General features: G+C 36.7%; 17 protein-coding genes. 16 read left to right on the forward strand and 1 reads right to left on the reverse strand.

All coding sequences use genetic code 11. The features are described from left to right. The 5 genes from IGJ55_RS02845 to IGJ55_RS02865 are packed head-to-tail and all read left to right on the forward strand — an operon-like array spanning window position 1 to window position 5,709. The gene (locus IGJ55_RS02845; protein WP_207120264.1) at window positions 1-1,347 is read left to right on the forward strand and encodes an ABC transporter permease; all 1,347 of its coding nucleotides are present in this window, start codon (window positions 1-3) and stop codon (window positions 1,345-1,347) included. After that, window positions 1,344-2,021: an ATP-binding cassette domain-containing protein gene (locus IGJ55_RS02850; protein WP_429950139.1), complete on the forward strand. Its 678-nt coding sequence runs from the start codon at window positions 1,344-1,346 to the stop codon at window positions 2,019-2,021. The genes IGJ55_RS02845 and IGJ55_RS02850 overlap by 4 nt, the downstream gene beginning before the upstream one ends. Window positions 2,022-2,081: 60 nt before the next feature. Then, complete coding sequence (locus tag IGJ55_RS02855; RefSeq protein ID WP_207120262.1) at window positions 2,082-3,563, forward strand: ABC transporter permease; 1,482 nt, start codon at window positions 2,082-2,084, stop codon at window positions 3,561-3,563. A gap of 12 nt (window positions 3,564-3,575) precedes the next feature. After that, the gene (locus IGJ55_RS02860; RefSeq protein WP_430607270.1) at window positions 3,576-4,250 is read left to right on the forward strand and encodes an ABC transporter ATP-binding protein; all 675 of its coding nucleotides are present in this window, start codon (window positions 3,576-3,578) and stop codon (window positions 4,248-4,250) included. Further along, window positions 4,243-5,709: a PASTA domain-containing protein gene (locus tag IGJ55_RS02865; RefSeq protein ID WP_430607271.1), complete on the forward strand. Its 1,467-nt coding sequence runs from the start codon at window positions 4,243-4,245 to the stop codon at window positions 5,707-5,709. Before IGJ55_RS02860 ends, IGJ55_RS02865 begins: the two co-directional genes overlap by 8 nt. Window positions 5,710-5,893: 184 nt before the next feature. On the opposite strand, the gene IGJ55_RS02870 is transcribed toward IGJ55_RS02865, so the two are convergent. Next, window positions 5,894-7,263 (reverse strand): IS3 family transposase gene (locus IGJ55_RS02870; protein WP_430607272.1). Its coding sequence is split into 2 segments (ribosomal slippage): window positions 5,894-6,723 and window positions 6,723-7,263, totalling 1,371 coding nucleotides; the frame shifts between segments, so codons are not numbered across the junction. Window positions 7,264-7,813: 550 nt separating this feature from the next. On the opposite strand from IGJ55_RS02870, the gene IGJ55_RS02875 reads away from it, so the two are divergent. The 11 genes from IGJ55_RS02875 to IGJ55_RS02925 all read left to right on the forward strand — a co-directional run bounded on the left by IGJ55_RS02875 (window position 7,814) and on the right by IGJ55_RS02925 (window position 18,131). Next, on the forward strand, window positions 7,814-8,155 hold the full coding sequence (locus IGJ55_RS02875; RefSeq protein WP_069638900.1) for a type II toxin-antitoxin system PemK/MazF family toxin: 342 nt from the start codon (window positions 7,814-7,816) through the stop codon (window positions 8,153-8,155). Window positions 8,156-8,469: 314 nt separating this feature from the next. Continuing rightward, window positions 8,470-9,441 carry a Gfo/Idh/MocA family protein gene (locus IGJ55_RS02880; protein WP_430607273.1) on the forward strand — a complete coding sequence of 324 codons (972 nt, stop codon included), beginning with the start codon at window positions 8,470-8,472 and terminating at the stop codon, window positions 9,439-9,441. Between the two features lie 578 nt (window positions 9,442-10,019). Beyond that, on the forward strand, window positions 10,020-11,888 hold the full coding sequence (locus tag IGJ55_RS02885) for a BglG family transcription antiterminator (RefSeq protein WP_430607274.1): 1,869 nt from the start codon (window positions 10,020-10,022) through the stop codon (window positions 11,886-11,888). 5 nt (window positions 11,889-11,893) lie between these two features. After that, window positions 11,894-12,232: a PRD domain-containing protein gene (locus IGJ55_RS02890; protein ID WP_429950148.1), complete on the forward strand. Its 339-nt coding sequence runs from the start codon at window positions 11,894-11,896 to the stop codon at window positions 12,230-12,232. Window positions 12,233-12,313: 81 nt separating this feature from the next. Next, complete coding sequence (locus IGJ55_RS02895; RefSeq protein WP_069638904.1) at window positions 12,314-12,667, forward strand: glycine-rich SFCGS family protein; 354 nt, start codon at window positions 12,314-12,316, stop codon at window positions 12,665-12,667. A 123-nt stretch (window positions 12,668-12,790) separates the two neighbouring features. Next, entirely contained in the window at window positions 12,791-13,165 is a 375-nt protein-coding gene (locus IGJ55_RS02900) for a DUF4312 family protein (RefSeq protein ID WP_069638905.1), read from the forward strand. Beyond that, window positions 13,166-13,948 carry a DUF4311 domain-containing protein gene (locus IGJ55_RS02905; protein ID WP_069638906.1) on the forward strand — a complete coding sequence of 261 codons (783 nt, stop codon included), beginning with the start codon at window positions 13,166-13,168 and terminating at the stop codon, window positions 13,946-13,948. A gap of 24 nt (window positions 13,949-13,972) precedes the next feature. After that, window positions 13,973-14,635: a DUF4310 family protein gene (locus IGJ55_RS02910; RefSeq protein WP_207120258.1), complete on the forward strand. Its 663-nt coding sequence runs from the start codon at window positions 13,973-13,975 to the stop codon at window positions 14,633-14,635. A 205-nt stretch (window positions 14,636-14,840) separates the two neighbouring features. Then, window positions 14,841-15,929: a DUF871 domain-containing protein gene (locus tag IGJ55_RS02915; protein ID WP_430607275.1), complete on the forward strand. Its 1,089-nt coding sequence runs from the start codon at window positions 14,841-14,843 to the stop codon at window positions 15,927-15,929. Between the two features lie 8 nt (window positions 15,930-15,937). After that, the gene (locus IGJ55_RS02920) at window positions 15,938-17,047 is read left to right on the forward strand and encodes an amidohydrolase/deacetylase family metallohydrolase (RefSeq protein ID WP_430607276.1); all 1,110 of its coding nucleotides are present in this window, start codon (window positions 15,938-15,940) and stop codon (window positions 17,045-17,047) included. Then, window positions 17,037-18,131: a DgaE family pyridoxal phosphate-dependent ammonia lyase gene (locus IGJ55_RS02925; protein WP_207120255.1), complete on the forward strand. Its 1,095-nt coding sequence runs from the start codon at window positions 17,037-17,039 to the stop codon at window positions 18,129-18,131. The genes IGJ55_RS02920 and IGJ55_RS02925 overlap by 11 nt, the downstream gene beginning before the upstream one ends. Window positions 18,132-18,158: the final 27 nt, after the last annotated feature.

Below are 18,158 nucleotides of genomic sequence, written 5' to 3' on the forward strand. Positions count from 1 at the left end.
ATGTTCGTCTTTAAACATGCTTGCTTAAATCTTAGAAGACACATCTGGAGTCATATACTAGTCGGTATCATTTTATTTCTTTTGATTTTGGTCACCATGATCACAAACACTATGTACACTTCGGCTAAATTATTCACTAAAAATTATAGTAAACAGTTTATGACCTTAGTGACGATTCTAGAACCAGATTTAAGTAATTCAACGCATGAAAAAAAACTAACAAAAGAACAATATCTCAAATTTGGAGCATCTGACTATGTAAAAGGAATAAAAATGGTCGGCAGTCTGCCTGTTTCATTTCCAAAATTGAACACAAGCGCCCTGCCTATACCTGCTCAATTTCAAAAATTAGAAGATGACGAGAGTACGCTCTACTCTTATCAAACAGCTGCTACATGGTTTGGTGTTGATCCAAAAGATCTGATGAGTGAGCTTGCTGAAAGTAATATGGAAATTCGTTCTGGAAGTCCCAATCTAAAAATGGATGAGTGTTTGATCAGTAATGAGTTTGCGCAGTTAAATAAGCTTAAAATTGGTGATTCAATTCAGGTCATAGTCCCTGTCAATGAAAAGAATGAGGGGAAAAAGTTAATTGTTGCGGGAATCTATCAACCCAAAAAAACAACGCAATCAAATGAGGCATCTATGGTGATGAAGATTCTCGGAAATGATATCTTTACGAATTGGGAAACGATACGTACTATGAACGAGTTTGATTCTCTAGGAGATAACAGTGTATCCTATGAATTAACAACTAGGGCTGCTTTTGACAATTTTTTAAAAGAAGTAAAAGCAAAGGGATTACCTAGTGAATATCAAGTTGTCACCAACGAAGGCAATATGAACATGCTTTTAAGTCCTGTTAATGGAGTAGTAACCCTAGCTGGGACGGTTTTATTAGGCTTTTTAATTTTTGGAAACTTTGGTTTGATATTATTTTCAATTCATATGTTCAAAAAAAAGCAAGCTGAAATTTGTGTGTTGCGTAATATTGGGATAACTAAGGCACAACTTATCAAAAGTAGGATAATTGAATTATTAATTGTGACCATGGTTAGTTTTGCTTTCGCTTTTTTGACAGCAAGCTGGATCGTACAACCAATTGCAGATTGGCAATTAATGAATCAAAGAGTAGTGATGGGAAATGTCGATCAGCTATTTAGTGTTGTTTCTAATGGAACAAATGAAACAATCACATCGATTCCTATGAAATTCAATCATGTATCGTTCATTTCTATGATTGGAATCATTAGCTTATATTTCATTACGATCATCACTGTCTATAGTTATAAGCTTTTCAAATTTGAGACAATTGAATTTTTGTTAGAAAGGAATCTAGACGAATGACGATTCTCTCTCTTAAAAATATAGTATATACGCATAAGAAAAAACAAGTGACTGTGCTAGAGGATGTCACAATCAATTTTTCAATGGGGAAGGTTTACGGTATTCTAGGAAAAAGCGGAGTAGGGAAAACAACATTACTAGCGTTACTTGCAGGGATTAGCACAGTTGATTCTGGTAGCATTCTTTTTAAGGAGCAAAACCTTGGATTAATTGATCGAAATCAGTATCGTCAAAAGGAAATCGGAACAATCTTTCAACAATACAATGTATTATCGCAAGTAAGTGCTTTAAGATTTCTTAAGTTATGTGCGATTTCCTCTGCTAAACAAAGTTATGACGATTGTTATTTCTACGAACTATTGAAAAAAGTTGGACTAGATAAAAAACTGGCTAACCAACCAATCCAAAAATTGTCTGTTTCTAATCAGCAGCGTGTCTATTTAGCCAAAGCAGTTGTGAATGATCCGCAGATTATTTTACTGGATGACCCTACAAAGTCACTAAGCGAATTATCATTAGCGATGGTTATGAGTTATTTACGTATATACGCAAAAAATGAAAAGAAGTGCATCATTGTCAGTTCAGAATCGAAAGAGATCGCTGACTATGTGGATGAATTATGGGGGTTGAATGGTAGAAAACTATCATTTATCAAAGACGTTTTAGAAAACTAAGCCGCATTAATGTTGTGGCTTAAGGGTTCTTGATCGTTTTGAAGTGGAAAGGAATAATGTATGAACTATTGGAATCGGGCAATATGCAGCGTGACAAGAAGAAAAGGAAAATCAGTAATCTTATTTGCCGTTATTTTTATATTAGGAAACGTTATAGCAGGATCGATTGCTATTCAGCAATCCACTGCGAATGTAGAAAAGAAAATCAAGCATGATCTAGGTGCGACTGTAAGTGTTGATTTTGACTATCAAAAAATGATGGATGAAGGGGAAACAGTATCGCCAACCTCTTTAAAAGTAGAGGATATGAAAAAACTAGGTGAGTCTACCTATGTGAAGGAATTTGATTATAATGTGAAATCCAGCTTAATCGTCAAAAAAATCAAAACTTATGAGATGAAAAATACAGCTGACTTTGGCGGAATGCCTAAAGTATTAAATCTTAAGGGAAATAACTTACTAGAGCCGTTAGATTTTAAAGACAAGAAAGTCAAACTTGTGGAAGGGCGGACCTTTAAGCAAGAGGAAATCAACAATGGGAAAGATGTCGCTATCATGTCAAAAAAGGTGGCAGAAGAAAATGGGTTTAATGTTGGGGACAAAGTCGTTTTAGATAGTTTAGTTGTGGATTACAAACAGGATGGTTCACAAGAAGAACTAGCGAGCCAAGACCATCCTGTTGAAATTATTGGTCTGTTTGATCCGATTAGTGTTGAAAAGAAAAAGTCAGATGGAAAAGAGCAACAAGGAATGAATGAGCAGTTTATGGAAACTGAACAATTCAATACGCTCTATATGCCAAATGACGCTGTGATCAATATCAATAAAGCTGAATTTGATAAAGGGAAAGAATTACTACCAGATCGGTATAAAAATACGGATGGAACTGAAGCAACAGTGGACGATATGAATCAAATCGTACCTGTCTATGTCCTTAAAACACCAGAAGATGTCGAAGCTTTTAAAGAAGAAGCCAAGCCATTGATTCCAGAAGGCTACAAGTTAACAGCTTCGACCGATCAATACGATCAAGTTGGAGGGACATTCAAAAAAATGTCGCAAATTTCTGGTTATGTTGTTCTTTTGGCGATTGGTGCCACATTATTGATTATTTCTTTAGTGGTCATTCTCTTTTTACGTGATCGTAAACATGAATTAGGTATCTATCTTTCATTAGGGGAAACAAGAGCGAAAGTCATGCAGCAAATCGTCATAGAATTGTTGCTGATTAGTCTAGTTGCAATGTGTGTCTCACTAATTACAGGAAATGTTCTTGGGAAAATGGTTTCAGAATCTTTGATTGCTAGCGATGCATTTTCACAAACAGGTGATGCAGCAAGTTCTGGTGGCGCAATGATGATCGGTGGCGGTTCTAGTTTGCCAACCTTGACTACAGAAGATGTCGCTAGTGCTTATGAAGTGAAATTTTCAATGAGCTATATCATGACCTTCTTGATTGCAGGATTAAGTACAGTTTTATTATCTGCGATTTTACCTTTGACATATGTCTTACGGTTGAATCCAAAAAAAATCATGATGTAGGAGGAAACCAATATGACAATTTTACAAACAAAAAACGTGAGCTATTTTTATCAAGATGGCGACAAACGGCGGATGATTTTACAAGATACGTCCATTAATTTTGAACAAGGACAATTTTACACGATTTTAGGACAATCTGGTTCAGGAAAAACAACCTTTCTTTCGTTGATCAGTGCATTGGATGAACCCAAATCTGGTGAAGTCATGTATAAAGGTCAAAATATCAAAAGTATCGGGTTGGAAAAGTATCGTAGAGATGATATCAGTATTATTTTTCAAAGTTACAATTTGGTCCCGTATCTGACTGCTTTGGAAAATGTTTTAGTTGCGATGTCGATTACAGACAATGATATGCCCAAAGACCATCGTGAAGTAGCCTATAATTTATTAGATTATATTGGCATCAATAAAACCAAAGCGGATCGGTTAATCGGTCAATTATCAGGTGGGGAACAGCAGCGGGTAGCAATTGCTAGAGCTCTGGCAACGAATGTGGATATCATCCTTGCAGATGAACCGACAGGAAACTTAGACGAAGGAATGGAACAAGAAATCGTTGATATTTTCAAAGACTTAGCTGAAACACATAATAAATGTGTAATTGTTGTAACGCACTCAAACGAGATAGCGAAGCAATCAGACAAAACTTATTTTCTTAAGCAAGGTGAGTTGATAGTCAATGAGTGACTTTTTATCTAACTTCAATAAATCGAATTACGAAGATACGAAAGAAAAAAAACTTCGTGATAAAGCAGAATTACCAAAACAGGAATCAGAGGTACAACCGTCAAAAGAGCTAGTCAACGAAAGAACCACTAAAATCGGACCAAACAATCGGACTGAATCTAAAAAAACGGACATTGAAACAGAGCAAGAAATTCCGATTCAATCACGAAGCACTCAGTTAGATGATGGGACAGAAATAGATCCAACGTATCATAAGAAAAGAAAACAAAAAATGATATTAAGTGGCATACTAAGTGTGCTTGTACTTTGTTTAGTATATTTTGCTTACTATCAAATGACTCACGTTAAGCTACCTGATTTTACAGGAAAAGATTTGGCTGAAGCACGAGCTTGGGCAACCGAAAACAAACTGAAATTAACTGTCGAGCAAACGTACAATAAAGAAATAGACATAAACAAAGTCATTTCACAAAATTCAAAACAAGGAAGCAAACTCAAAAAAGGTGCTGAATTGACTGTCAAATCAAGCTTAGGCGCAGATCCAGAAGAAAAAGTGGCATTGCCTGATTTTATGACGATGAAAAAATCAGAAGCAGAAAAATGGATAAAAGACAATCAAGCAGATAATGTATCCTTAATCGATGAATACAGTGATTCGATAGAAAAAGGGAAAGCAATCCGCTTTGAAATTGTGAACAAAGAAGTGAATAAGGACAATTATAAACGAAAAGATAAAGCAAATATGTATTATTCTAAAGGCAAAGAAACCTTTGAAAAAAATATTTCTGTTCCTGACTTCACCAAAAAAATGAAGAGTGAAGTTGAAAGCTGGGCAAAAACGAATGATATCAAAGTAACTTATGAGGAAGCAAGTTCAGCGGAGGTTCCAGCAGAAAGTATTATTTCTCAAAGCATTGCTAAGGATCAAAAAGTGGCTAAAAAAGACAGTATGACTGTGAACGTGTCATTAGGTAAAGGTTATGTTGTTCCAAATTTTGCTGAGTATACGCAAGAAGAAGCAGCGACAGCTGTAGAAGGTTTAACAGTTCAAGCCAAAAGTGTTTTTACCAACAATGTACCATATGGACAATTGATTTCTCAAAGTGTTGAGGCGGGTACTCAACTGACGAGTAAAGATGAGTTGAAATTAAAAGTATATTATTCTGCTGGGCAGCCATATTTAAAGGATCTCAGGGGAAGTACGTTGGAAGGGGATCTTCAAAAGCAATTCTATGATGACTTCCAATCAAAAGGAGCGAATATTCAGTACACAGTAAAATATGTTGATTCAGCTGAACCCAAAGGGACCGTGGTTGGAATGAGTGCGTATAATCTTTATGTACCGTTGGATTATACGGTAACTTTAGATATTAGCTTAGGTAACTTAGAGGGAGCTTCAAATTATACGCCTAAGTCTCCTGAAAAAGAGTCTGATGAGAAGCAAGAACAACTTCAGTAAAAAAAGGGCATCCAAAAGTAGGGAGCACTTGACGGGAATGCTCCTAGCTCTGAAAATTTCAGTATATTTCTAAAGGGGCCGATTTTTATCACTGTTTATTGGATTAAAAAGAGCATGGATATAACTCTTGAAGTGAGACCCAATAGTTAGACCATAACCCGACCGAAGAAATTTGGTCGGGTTTTTATGCGGTCATCCGTTTGCGATATTGAACGGGACTGCAGCCGAGCCTTGTTTTGATTCGGTGATGATTATAGTAATTAATCCACTCTTTAATTGCCCTCTTCAACCTTTTAAAGCTTGTATAAATCACACCATAATAAATTTCTTGCTTTAATAGACCAAAGAAGCTTTCCATCGGTGAATTGTCAAGACAATTCCCTTTTCGGGACATGCTCTGGAATATTTTTTTCTCCGCTAAAGGCTTTCTATAACCATTCATCTGGTAAGCCCGACGATAGGGGCAGTCCGCGGTTTGTTCTATGGCTTCTTTTTGAGCATCAAGAACGGCCTTTGCATTTGGTTTTTCTGATATTCGATAGGACAGAATTTCCCCGTTAAACAGATCTAGGAATGGGTCTAAATACAGCTTCTTGATGACAGGTTTTCCGTTCGTATCTTGTTCATAATACTTAAATTCAGAAGTATCAGTTGTAATCTTTTGATGAGGAACCGAGGTAACAAATCGTCTGTGAATCCGATTCTTTGCCACTCGTCCAACAGTCCCTTTGTAGGAATTGTACTTACGTGATTTGCGTGTAAACTTTACGCTCTTCAGCCCAAGCTTACGCATGATTCGACGGATTTTCTTTTGATTTACCTTTACTCCCTGTTCGTTCAGGGCGATTTGAATCCGACGATACCAATAGTTCCCATCGTTTTCTTCGAAGATTTCTTGAATGGTTTCCTCTAGCTTGGCATCTGGATTCCCACGATTCAATCGCTTTTGCCAATACATGTATGTCGCTTTAGGAAATTTTGTCGCTTCAAGAAGAATCGTTAATCGGAACTCCTTTCGGAGTTCGTGGATGATTCGTGCATCTCGTTCTTGAGTCGATCTGGGATATTCATCCCTAAAGCTCGGAGCTTTTTTACGAAGGCCAGTTCTGCACGAAGCAGTTCATTTTCTCGTTCCAGTTCTTGTTCACGCGTTAACGGCCTTTTTGGTATTTGTTTCTTCTTTTTCTTAGTCATTGAAGGCCTTCCTTTCAGTTTCGGTAAGAGACCTTCAATGCCTTCACGCAGAAATAGTTGGTGCCAATGTTGGAGTAGATTTCCAGATGGCAATCCATATTTCAATGCGACATTAAGGTAAGAGTCACCGCTAGTCAAGTAATAGTGTATGACATCTTGCTTGAATTGGGAAGAATAAGTTTGTTTATTTTTACGTCGGTTTAAGGCATTAAAGTCCAATTTTTCTACAATCTTTACCCATTTTCTTACTGTTGAATCAGCTGGAATACCGTATCGGCGAGCTAGAGCCACATACCCACCTTCTCCCCTCTGATACGCTTCAACTACTGATTTTTTAAAGTCATAATCATATTTAGCCACTATAAAAAGCCCCCTAAGTTAGATTTTCTGGTCTAACTTAGGGGGCTCACTTCATCTTCGAGTTATATCCATGCTCTTTTTTGGTTTGCAAGAAAAATTATAGCTCAAAGTAATAATTTGATGAGAATAAAAATTTTCTTTTATAGAAAAAAATGAATACGTCGATTGAAGTAATTTCTTTGTTAAAAAATTAATTTTGATAGAAATATTGAAATAAGAAAATGTTTTTTTATAATAAAAATTTATTAATTCGTTTTTATCGAAGTTTATCGTGTAGGTGTTTTACGACATAAGTTCCTGTTTTTGTTGTATTTTTTATAAATTATATTTTAAAAAATGAAAATATAATGTTTTATAACAGTTAAGTTAATGTCGAATAAATGGTTTGATTTTGCCTAAAATGAACCTTCTTTTTTCTCATAAAGGCCTCTTTTTACTAGAGTTTATCAAAGTTTTAAGGGGTTGGTACAAAATATTGAAAAATATTACTATAAAAGCATGATATAATTTACAAAAACAGTTTTTTGTTAGGTAGGGGTGATAAACTATTATGATGAGAAGGGGAGAAATCTTTTATGCAAATCTTTCACCAGTTGTTGGTTCAGAACAAGGGGGGATTAGACCGGTCTTGATTATTCAAAATAATAAGGGCAACTTATTTAGTCCAACATTGATTGTGGCGCCAATCACTAGGAACGTGAATAAAAAAATGCAACCAACACAGGTTAAGGTGGATATACCACATGAAGATCGTATGACGCCATCATTGGTATTACTTGAACAAATCCGAACGTTAGATAAAGAGCGAATTCTTCACAAGATATGTCACTTACAGGAAGATGATATGCTAAAGGTTAACCAAGCACTGAAAATAAGCATTGGGATTCGTTAATCCGGAGTAGTACATAGGTAAGATATACATAAATATTCGCAGACAATGGATTGCACGCATTACGATAACAGATCAAGTAATTCGCGAATATGCTTTTTTAAGGAACATGAGTAAGTGATTGTGGGAAAAGTCGTTTAGGAACTTACTGAAAATATCGGCTTTTCACACTGTTTATCAAGAATCTAAGTGATTAGGTTGTCACTCGTAGAGAGGACCTAGTCACTATTTTTCTGTAGAGATCTATTGTGATAAAAGTATCCTTTTGTCTTTTTCAAGATATACAGCTATAGTAGGAACAAAAGGAGTCGATCAGGATGAGGGAAATTCGTTATGGTATTTTAAGTACCGCACAAATCGTGCCCCGATTTGTTGAAGGAATCAAAAAAAGTAAAGCTGGAAAGGCTGTTGCCATCGCTTCAAGAAGTTTGGATAAAGCGGAGAAAATGGCGGAAGCGTTGGCTATTCCCAAAGCGTATGGTAGCTATGAAGAATTATGTCAGGATCATGAAATCGAAATCGTTTATGTTGCGACCTATAACAAAGGGCATTACGAAGCAGCAAAAATGGCCTTGAGTCATCATAAACATGTTTTGGTTGAAAAACCTTTTACGCTTTCAATAGTTCAGGCAGAGGAACTGTTTGCATTAGCAGAACAAAATGGGTGCTTTTTGATGGAAGCCCAAAAGTCAGTCTTTTTACCAATCAGTTTACAAGTGAAAAAAAACATTAAAGATAATAAAATTGGTGCCATCCGTTGGCTTCAATCAGTGACGACGTATCCTAATGTAGAGCATATCAGCTGGTTTCACTCATTAGATGCTGGCGGGGGAGCACTTCACGGATCGGGAAGTTATCCTATTCAATATATGCAGTTTTTATTGGATCAATCAATTGAAGAGTACAATGGCAGTGTGACCAGAAAAAAAGGATTGACGGATGATCAAGTAAATGTGGGATTAAGGTTTCAAAATCAAGTGTTAGCCTCTATTTTCATTTCAGTAAAAATAGACATCCCGAGTGTTATGACGATCTACGGTGAAAAAGGCCGTATAGAAATCCCTTACTTTTGGAAAGGCCAACATGCGACTATTTATTATGAAGATGGCAGTCAAGAAAAACTAGTTGGCGAGTTTGACAGTGAATTTGTATTTGAAGTGGAGCATGTGAATGAATGCTTACAAAAACAGTTGTTAGAAAGTCCTGTAATGACTAAAAAAATGACTCTGGATACAGTTCGTTTAGTAGATCAATTGTATACTACTTGGTTGACAGAAGATGAAAAGTGAAAAAGCCATTGCAATTAAAAGCTGTCTGTGTTAAAGTAATCCTCATGCGACGAGTTGACTCAATCAGACAGTTTCGGCTGTTCCGTTTTGACGGCTAGTGATTGACAAAACAACAGAGGCACATATGTTTAATCATACCTACCGGATGTAGGCGTGTCGGATAAATATTTTTGTGGAGAAGATTTTATCTATTTATTTTTATAAGTACTGTGGCGAAAAGAAGACTTCGGTCTTCTTTTTTGCTGTGAAGAGAAACAGAACGACTAGCGATGTTTAATGCCTGTAACTCTTGCTTACGTTCATGCGAGATCTAGTTATAAAAAAATCTTGTGTTGGTGCAAAAAAATTTAATAATAGATAACTTTAATTGCACTAAGAAGAAAGTACAATAAAACTTGTGTTTCCTAACAAAAAAACTGATAGAACGAAAAATAAAATAACGGATAAGAGAATTTAAATCAGCGAAGAAGAATAGTATACTAAGAAAGTTGCACTTTTGTAAGTGCAACTTTTTTGTGTTGTTGTGTTATAAAAATCAAGCTATAGTTCAAGTGTAAGGAAAGAGAGTTGGTGAGTAAATGTCACTGCACTTATCAAAACGGGAAATAAAAATCTTGTTGCTGCTTTTGGATTTAGAAGAAAGTGTAACGACAAAGGAATTAGCTGAAACATTCAAAGTTAGTGTACGGACGATCAAATATGATTTAGATAATGTACGTGTTTGGTTCAAAGAGCAAAATGTTTTACTGCAGTCCCGCCGTAATAAAGGCATATGGTTGGAGATACCAGATTCAGAACGTTTGACCTTGAAAAATGAAATTATCGAAGTTGAACGATTCGAAACCTATCCCGATCAGGAATTGCGAGTCAATCAATTGATTTTTCGCCTATTATTAGCATCGAAGTGTTTGACCTCACTAGAGTTGGCAGATGAGCTGCAAGTCAGTAGAAATACGATCATCAGTGACTTAGATCGAGTCGAAGAACAAATTCAGCTCTACAACTTGGCGTTAAAACGTCAGAGTCGTCAGGGATTTTTGATTACAGGGAATGAAAGCAAAATTCGCTTGTTGATGGAGTATATCACGCAAAAAGAAATAACTGAATATGATATCTATCAAATCATGAGCTATTTTGTCCAGTCTGGTCAGCAGAAGAAAATGCAAGAAGTTCATGTTGGAGTCAACACGATTTTTCAAAAAATTTATCAAATTGCCTTGAAAGAAATGACCCGTCTTTTAGATCCATCTTTGTTTGATCAATTCAACTATGCTGAAATTCTTTCGATCACATTACGAGTCGCCATCGCAGCGGCAAGAATGCAGCTCCATCATACTGTTGGTGGCTATAAGATGTTGACCAATCAAAAAGTATTGGAGCAAAAACAGGAATTACCCTTTTTATTGATGAAACAAGTTTTTGATCATTATGACCTACCGCTTTTAGCAGATGAGTATTTTTATATTTATAGTGATGTATTTGTTGCGAATAATCAGCAGGATATTGTGGGACTATCAGAAGAGTTAATTAAAGATGTATCACAAGAGATTGATTTTCCTTTTTATCGAGACCGCCAATTATTTACGAATCTGTTTGCCCATCTATCTCTGCGTTTGACTAAGAAACATCTATTTATAAATGAATATAATCCGTTTGTTGATGACATCAAAGCGAAGTATCCACAGTTATTTTCAGCGATCCAGCTTGCCAGTCAAAGTGATATCGTAGGTTCTGCCTTATTAATCAATGATTCATTTATCGCCTATATTGCACTGCACTTTTTAGTGGCATATGAAAAAAATCTGCATGAGGTCAATGTAGTAAGAATCGTTTATGTATGTTCCACAGGCTTAGGTGTGACTAGTTTGATTGAACAAAAAATTCTTGAAGAAGTCTCTAATGTTGACATCGCAGGATTTGCTTCAGTTTTGAATGCAGTAGATGTAATAGAAGAAAAGAATCCAGACTTAGTTCTGAGTATTTTCCCAATCGAAATCTTGAATCGCCCGTTTGTTAAAGTTAACCCACTACCTACAGAAGCAGATCTTCATAGTATTCAAGAAGAGGTCAACAAAATTTTAATACACACGAAAAGCGGTAAAGTTCCTCGGCTGATACCTCGTCAGCAGGTGAAAGAAAAACAAGGAATCGAAGCAGAAAGTCGCGATATTCTGGTTCGAACATATGTGATCTATGAAGAGTTATTGAAAGCATTTGCTGACAAACTGACGCAAGAGTACAAAGAAGCGTTTTTATTACATGTCATGTTGATGGTCCATCGAATCACATTCGATGGTCAGTATGAAAACGAAGGAAACATTGTAAAAGAAACGTTGTTGGCGCAGCAAGTCTTAGTGGGAGAAATCGAGCAGATTTTTGCCAAAAACGATTTAATGGTTAATCAAGCAGAAATTACTGCTTTATTGAATTATATAAGAGAGGAGTAGTATGTATGAAAATAAGTGACGAGGCACAAATAATAATTGATGAAAGTCCTAATAAAGTCGAATTAGAAGCGGCACTAGAAAAAATTAATGGGTTATTGAGGGCGCAAAAGATTCAACCAACTGAATTACAATGGACGATTTTGATCAATCATATAAATGAAATGATTAAAAGGTCTAAAGCAGGTGAAAAAATGGCTGTTGTTGATCCAGCAATGTTTGAAGAAGTATCGAAAGAAGCGCTGAGGATGGCTGATAAAGTGGTTCAACTAATTGGCAATTTACCTCAAGATGAAATGTATGTATTATCGATTCATTTTGAAGCCGCTAGACAAAATGAAGAATAGAGAATAGACAGTGAACAAAAGAACTAAATTAAATTATCTAGCTTTTCAAGCTTATACTTTTAAAAATCAGGAGGAATTAAGATGATAACAGTAGTAATCGCAGATCGTTTAGGTAAAGGGCAAAATGTTGCAAAAGGGGTAGAGTCAGCTGGAGGTAAAGCTATTGTTGTTCCAGGAATGGGAGCAGATATGCGTTTAGGGGATGTCATGCAACTAGAAAATGCTGATTTAGGCATTTCATTTTGTGGTAGTGGTGGTGCAGGTGCTTTAACAGCAGCGACCAAGTATGGCTATAAAGAGCGGCATGGAATGCGCTCAATCGACGAAGGAGTAACGGCAATCAATGATGGTAAAACAGTTTTAGGTTTTGGTTTTATGGATCAAGAAGAATTGGGGAAACGAATTGTTGAAGCCTATATAAAAAAGAATGGCTAATCATTAAAGCATAGCGCACAGAAAAAGAGGGGGAACTGAATAAGGAGTAGTGCAGTCATTGTTTTCATTTGTTAAAACCGTGAAGAGAAACGATTCAGTTTTAAAACAAGAGGAGGAAAACCAATGGGAAACGTAACGGCTAAAAAGCGTCAAGTTATTCAGGTTGAAGGTACAGGCAAAGAACAGAATCTAGCCTTTGCTAATGCATTGAACCAAATCCATAATCGTGTATTGAAGGAAAAAGATGATGTGATTGTTCGGATCGAACCTGTAGCTATTCAAATTATCAAAGCAGAACAAGAAACCTATACAGAACGTTTTTTCTTTTTCTTTTTACCTCGAAAGCGAGCGGATTATCGTGTATTACTGAATGTTGAGGTAGAGATTACCTTGATTGAAATGGAGACGATTTCATTTGTAGAAAAAAAAGTTGCTGATCCAAATGGTCTTTCTATTCCTTTTGGGCAGAAAAAAAGAATACAGAAGGAGGCAAATTAAATGGATGTTGTAGTCGTTTTACTCAAATCGTTATTGATTGGAGGATTAGTCGGGTTTGCAGCAGGAGCAGGAGCCGCGAGAATGTTTCATGCACCAAGTACGCAAGGTTTAGGTGCTTTTAGAACTTTAGGGGAAATGAACGCTTGTGAAGGAGATGCAGCTAGTCATTTTTCTTTTGGATTAGGCTTCTTCTTTAATGCGTGGGCTTCAACTGTTGGTGCGGGTGCATTTACACAAGATGTAGATCATCGTGTGATTCCAAACTGGGCTGCTGCGGCTTTATTAGTCAAAAATAAAAATGTTGCTGAAACAATGCATAACCCTAAAAAAATGGGGATCTCCGGTGCAATTGTCGGAATGGTAGTGGTTGCTTTCTTGAATACGACAGCATCAGCAATTCCAGAATCACTACAGGTAACAGCGGTAGCTGTTTTAGTGCCAGCAGCAAATCTTTTGATCAACACTGTCATGCCTGTTTTATTCTGGCTAGCAGCAATCGATGCTGGTAAGCGTTCTGGTCTTTGGGCAACAATATTCGGCGGTCTTGCGACGATGATCATGGGCAACGCAGTACCAGGAGTTGTTTTAGGAATTTTGATTGGAAAAGGTGTCGATGAAATCGGCTGGAATAAAGTAACGAAAAGTATGATGGCAGCTGTTATTTTATTATTTGTATTTAGTGCATTTTTCCGTGGCTTCGATTTACAAATGATCGAAAGTTTCCGTTTACAGATTCCAGGTTGGTTACAAAATATGCATGATGTTTTTAGTATCGGTAAATAAGTAAATGGAAAGTGAGGAAGCAGGATGAATGAAATAGTAGAGTTGGAAAAAAAGAATTTTTGGTTTGCTGATTGGTCATTTCCTATTTTAGTTGGGTTATTGTCAGCTGGTGTATTCGCTGGAACGCATATGTATATTGAACATGGTGTAGGGGCCTTTAATGAAGTAGCCATCGTAGCGATGTTGAAAGCAGGAATGGATGGCGGTTCATATGGTGCTGCCGCTGCCTTTGGTGCTAGTTTCTTGTTTGCTCGTATTTTGGAGGGGTCACTAGTTGGAATATTGGATATTGGTGGTGCGATTTTAACGGGTGTTGGAATTGGTGTTCCTGCGATTTTGTTAAGTATGGATATTACAGCTCCAGTTGAAAATTTTAGTCTTTCATTATTAACAGGTATGCTACTTGGCTTAATCATTGGTGGTATTATTATCATGATTCGTAAATTTACCATTAATCAGTCAAATTCAACGTTTGGTGCAGATGTGATGATGGGGGCAGGGAATGCTTCTGGTCGTTTCTTAGGGCCATTGATTATTATTAGTGCATGTGGCGCGTCTGCGCCAATAGGCATTGGCTCAATTATTGGTGCTGTAATTTTCTATGTTTGGAAAAAACCAATTGCTGGTGGTGCGATTTTAGGAGCGATGATCTTTGGTGCACTATTTCCAGTAGATTTACCTAGTTAAAAAAAGGGCAAAATTGCACTTTTTCTTTTGAAAATCGTTTACATTATAATATTACCATGTTATTGTGAAGAGGAAATAATTTGATTGTTGGCATTCTAATTGGACAACCATTATTCCTAGTGGGATCGGTCACTATTTTTTGCAGTTCAGTCATTTTATGGAAGTATAGACATAAATTCGACTATCTAGAGCGGGGGAAAAGTGAATGAAACGAGCATTAGGCGTATCCGTGTATCCGGATCACAGTGAGATAGAAAAAGATAAAGCCTATTTGAAAAAGGCTAGTGAATGTGGCTTTTCGCGAATCTTCATGAGTATGTTGGAAGTAACGCAAGGGAAAGAAGTTGTTAAGGAAAAGTTCAAGTCGTTGATTTCTTATGCAAAAAGTTTAGGCTATGAGACGATTTTAGATGTTGCACCAACTATTTTTGATGAACTACAGATTTCATACGATGATCTAACATTCTTTTATGAGATGGGTGCTGATGGGATTCGGTTAGATGTTGGATTTGATGGAAATAAAGAAGCTAGATTGACGTTTAATCCATTTGATTTAGCGATTGAATTGAACATGAGTAATGATGTTGCTTATCTTGATACTATTTTGACCTATGAAGCAAATGTTCCATTTCTTTATGGTTGTCACAATTTTTATCCTCAGGAAGGAACAGCATTACCGTATGATTTCTTTGAGCGTTGTAGTGTTCGTTTTAAAAAACATGGGATTCGCACAGCAGCATTCATCAATTCCCAGGCAGGTAAAATTGGCCCTTGGGATGTCAACGATGGCTTACCTACGTTAGAGATGCATCGGCATTTACCTGTAGATATTCAAACAAAACACTTATTTGCAACAGGTCTGATTGATGATGTGATTATTGGGAATGCTTACGCATCAGATGAAGAATTAGAGTTACTAGGCAGTTTAAATCGTTATCAATTGGAATTAACAGTTGAGTTTACCAAAGAAGCCAGTGATGTTGAAAAAATAATCACATTAAAGGAGCAACACTTCCGTCGCGGCGATATCACAGATCAAGTCGTACGTTCAACAGAAGTTCGTAAAAAATATAACGATGACGCTAATCCTGCTCATGATAATACCAAAGAGTTTCAAATCGGAGATATTGTAATCGGAAATGATGCATTTGGGAAATACAAAAATGAATTGCAAATTGTTCTACAACCGCATTCAGATGACCGTAAAAATAAAGTAGGTCAAATCACAGAAGAAGAATTGTTGTTGTTGGATTTTGTAAAGCCCTGGACAAAATTTAGATTTAAAGAAAAGTAGGGGATAAAATGAGTTATGATTTGATCATTAAAAATGGGAAAACCATTACTGGTCAGCCCATAGAAATAGCAATCAACGCTGGGGAAATCGTGAAAGTTGCAGATGAAATCAATGAAAAGGGTGAGGAATTGATTGAGTTAAACGGTGATGCGTATGTATCCGCTGGCTGGATTGATGATCATGTTCATTGTTTTGAAAAAATGACTCTTTACTATGATTTTCCAGATGAAATTGGTGTTAAAAAAGGTGTAACAACCGTCATAGATGCTGGTACTACAGGGGCCGAGAATATCCATGAATTTTATGATTTAGTGAAAAAAGCGAAAACAAATGTATATGCCCTAGTGAATATCTCAAAATGGGGCATTGTTGAACAAGATGAATTGGCTGATCTGAGTAAGGTTAAAGAGGAACTAGTTCATAAGGCATTAACTGAGATGCCAGATTTTGTTGTAGGGTTCAAAGCTCGTATGAGTAAAACGGTGATTGGGGACAACGGGATCAGGCCGTTAGAAATGGCGAAAAAAATTCAAAAAGCCAATAATGGATTACCATTAATGATACATATTGGTTCAGCTCCGCCAAAGCTAGATGAAATTTTAGCCCATATGTCAAAAGGCGATATTTTAACTCATTGTTTCAATGGCAAACCAAATGGCATCTTAAACCAAGCAACTAGTCAAATCAAAGACTTTGCTTGGGCTGCTTACGATAAAGGGATTGTATTTGATATTGGTCATGGAACGGACAGCTTCAATTTTGAGGTTGCTGAAACGGCTTTAAAAGAAGGCATGAAAGCAACCTCGATCAGCACAGATATTTATATCCGCAATCGAGAAAAAGGTCCAGTTCATGATTTGGCAACTACGATGGAAAAATTACGCGTGGTAGGCTATGATTGGCCTGAGATTATTGAAAAAGTTACATCAGTTCCAGCTGGAAATTTCCATTTTGAGACGAAAGGTCACTTAAAAGAAGGCTATGATGCTGATATTACGATTTTTACGATTGAAACAGGTCAAAAGACTTTAACTGATTCGAATGGATTTAAAAGAGAAGCAACAGAATTGATCAAACCTGTAAAAACCATTATTGGAGGAACAGTTTATGACAATTAATTATGAAAAATTCAATTTAAAAGAAGTGATCAATGCATCGGGTAGAATGACGATTTTAGGTGTGTCAAAAGTTTCTGAAACTGTTTTAGCTGCACAAAAATTTGGTGGAGAACATTTTTTTGAAATGAGCGAATTAAGTATTCAAACTGGTGCGTATCTAGCACAATTATTAAAGGTTGAAGATGCCCAAATCGTTTCTTGTGCATCAGCGGGAATCGCTCAAAGTGTTGCCGCTTTGATTGGTGAAGGATCTGTTTATCATGCCTATCATCCTTATACTGATAAAATCGCAAAACGTGAAATTATTTTGCCAAAGGGCCATAATGTAGATTATGGGACACCGGTTGAAGTTATGGTGGAACAAGGTGGCGGACAAGTGATTGAAGCTGGTTACGCAAATATGTGTACACCGGAACATATTGAAATGATGATCACAGATCAGACTGCAGCCCTTTTGTATATCAAAAGTCACCACACAGTTCAAAAGAGTATGTTAAGTGTGGTAGAGGCTGCAATTGTAGCAAAAGCTCACAACATACCATTGATTGTTGATGCCGCAGCGGAAGAAGACTTAGTTAAATACAGCGAAGCAGGTGCTGATTTGGTAATCTATAGCGGTGCCAAAGCAATTGAAGGCCCGAGCGCTGGTTTAGTGATTGGCAAAAAACGATACATTGAATGGATCCGTCTGCAAGGTAAAGGGATTGGGCGTGCTATGAAGATTGGTAAAGATAATATTTTAGGATTTACACAAGCAGTGGAAGATTATGTGAACAATGGGAGTGAATCAGGGGCCCTGATGCAAGCTCGTTTAGCACCTTTTATTACAGCTTTGAACGCAATCCAAAATATTGAAGCTAAAATTGTCCAAGATGGTGCAGGGCGAGATATTTATCGTGCCAGTATTAAAGTCAAGGGTGCAAAATCAGCGAAAGAAGTCATTCAAGAATTAAGAGCTGAAAGTCCAGCAGTCTATACGCGTGAGTACCAAGCAAATAATGGAATTATTGAATTTGATATTCGTTCAGTAAATGAAGAAGAAATGAATAAAATCGTAACCCGTTTAACAACGATCATGCATTAAAAACTATCATACTAAATTAGGAGTGAA

It is taken from the genome of Enterococcus sp. AZ170 (assembly GCF_050545135.1).
Taxonomy (GTDB): Bacteria; Bacillota; Bacilli; order Lactobacillales; family Enterococcaceae; genus Enterococcus_L; species Enterococcus_L ureilyticus.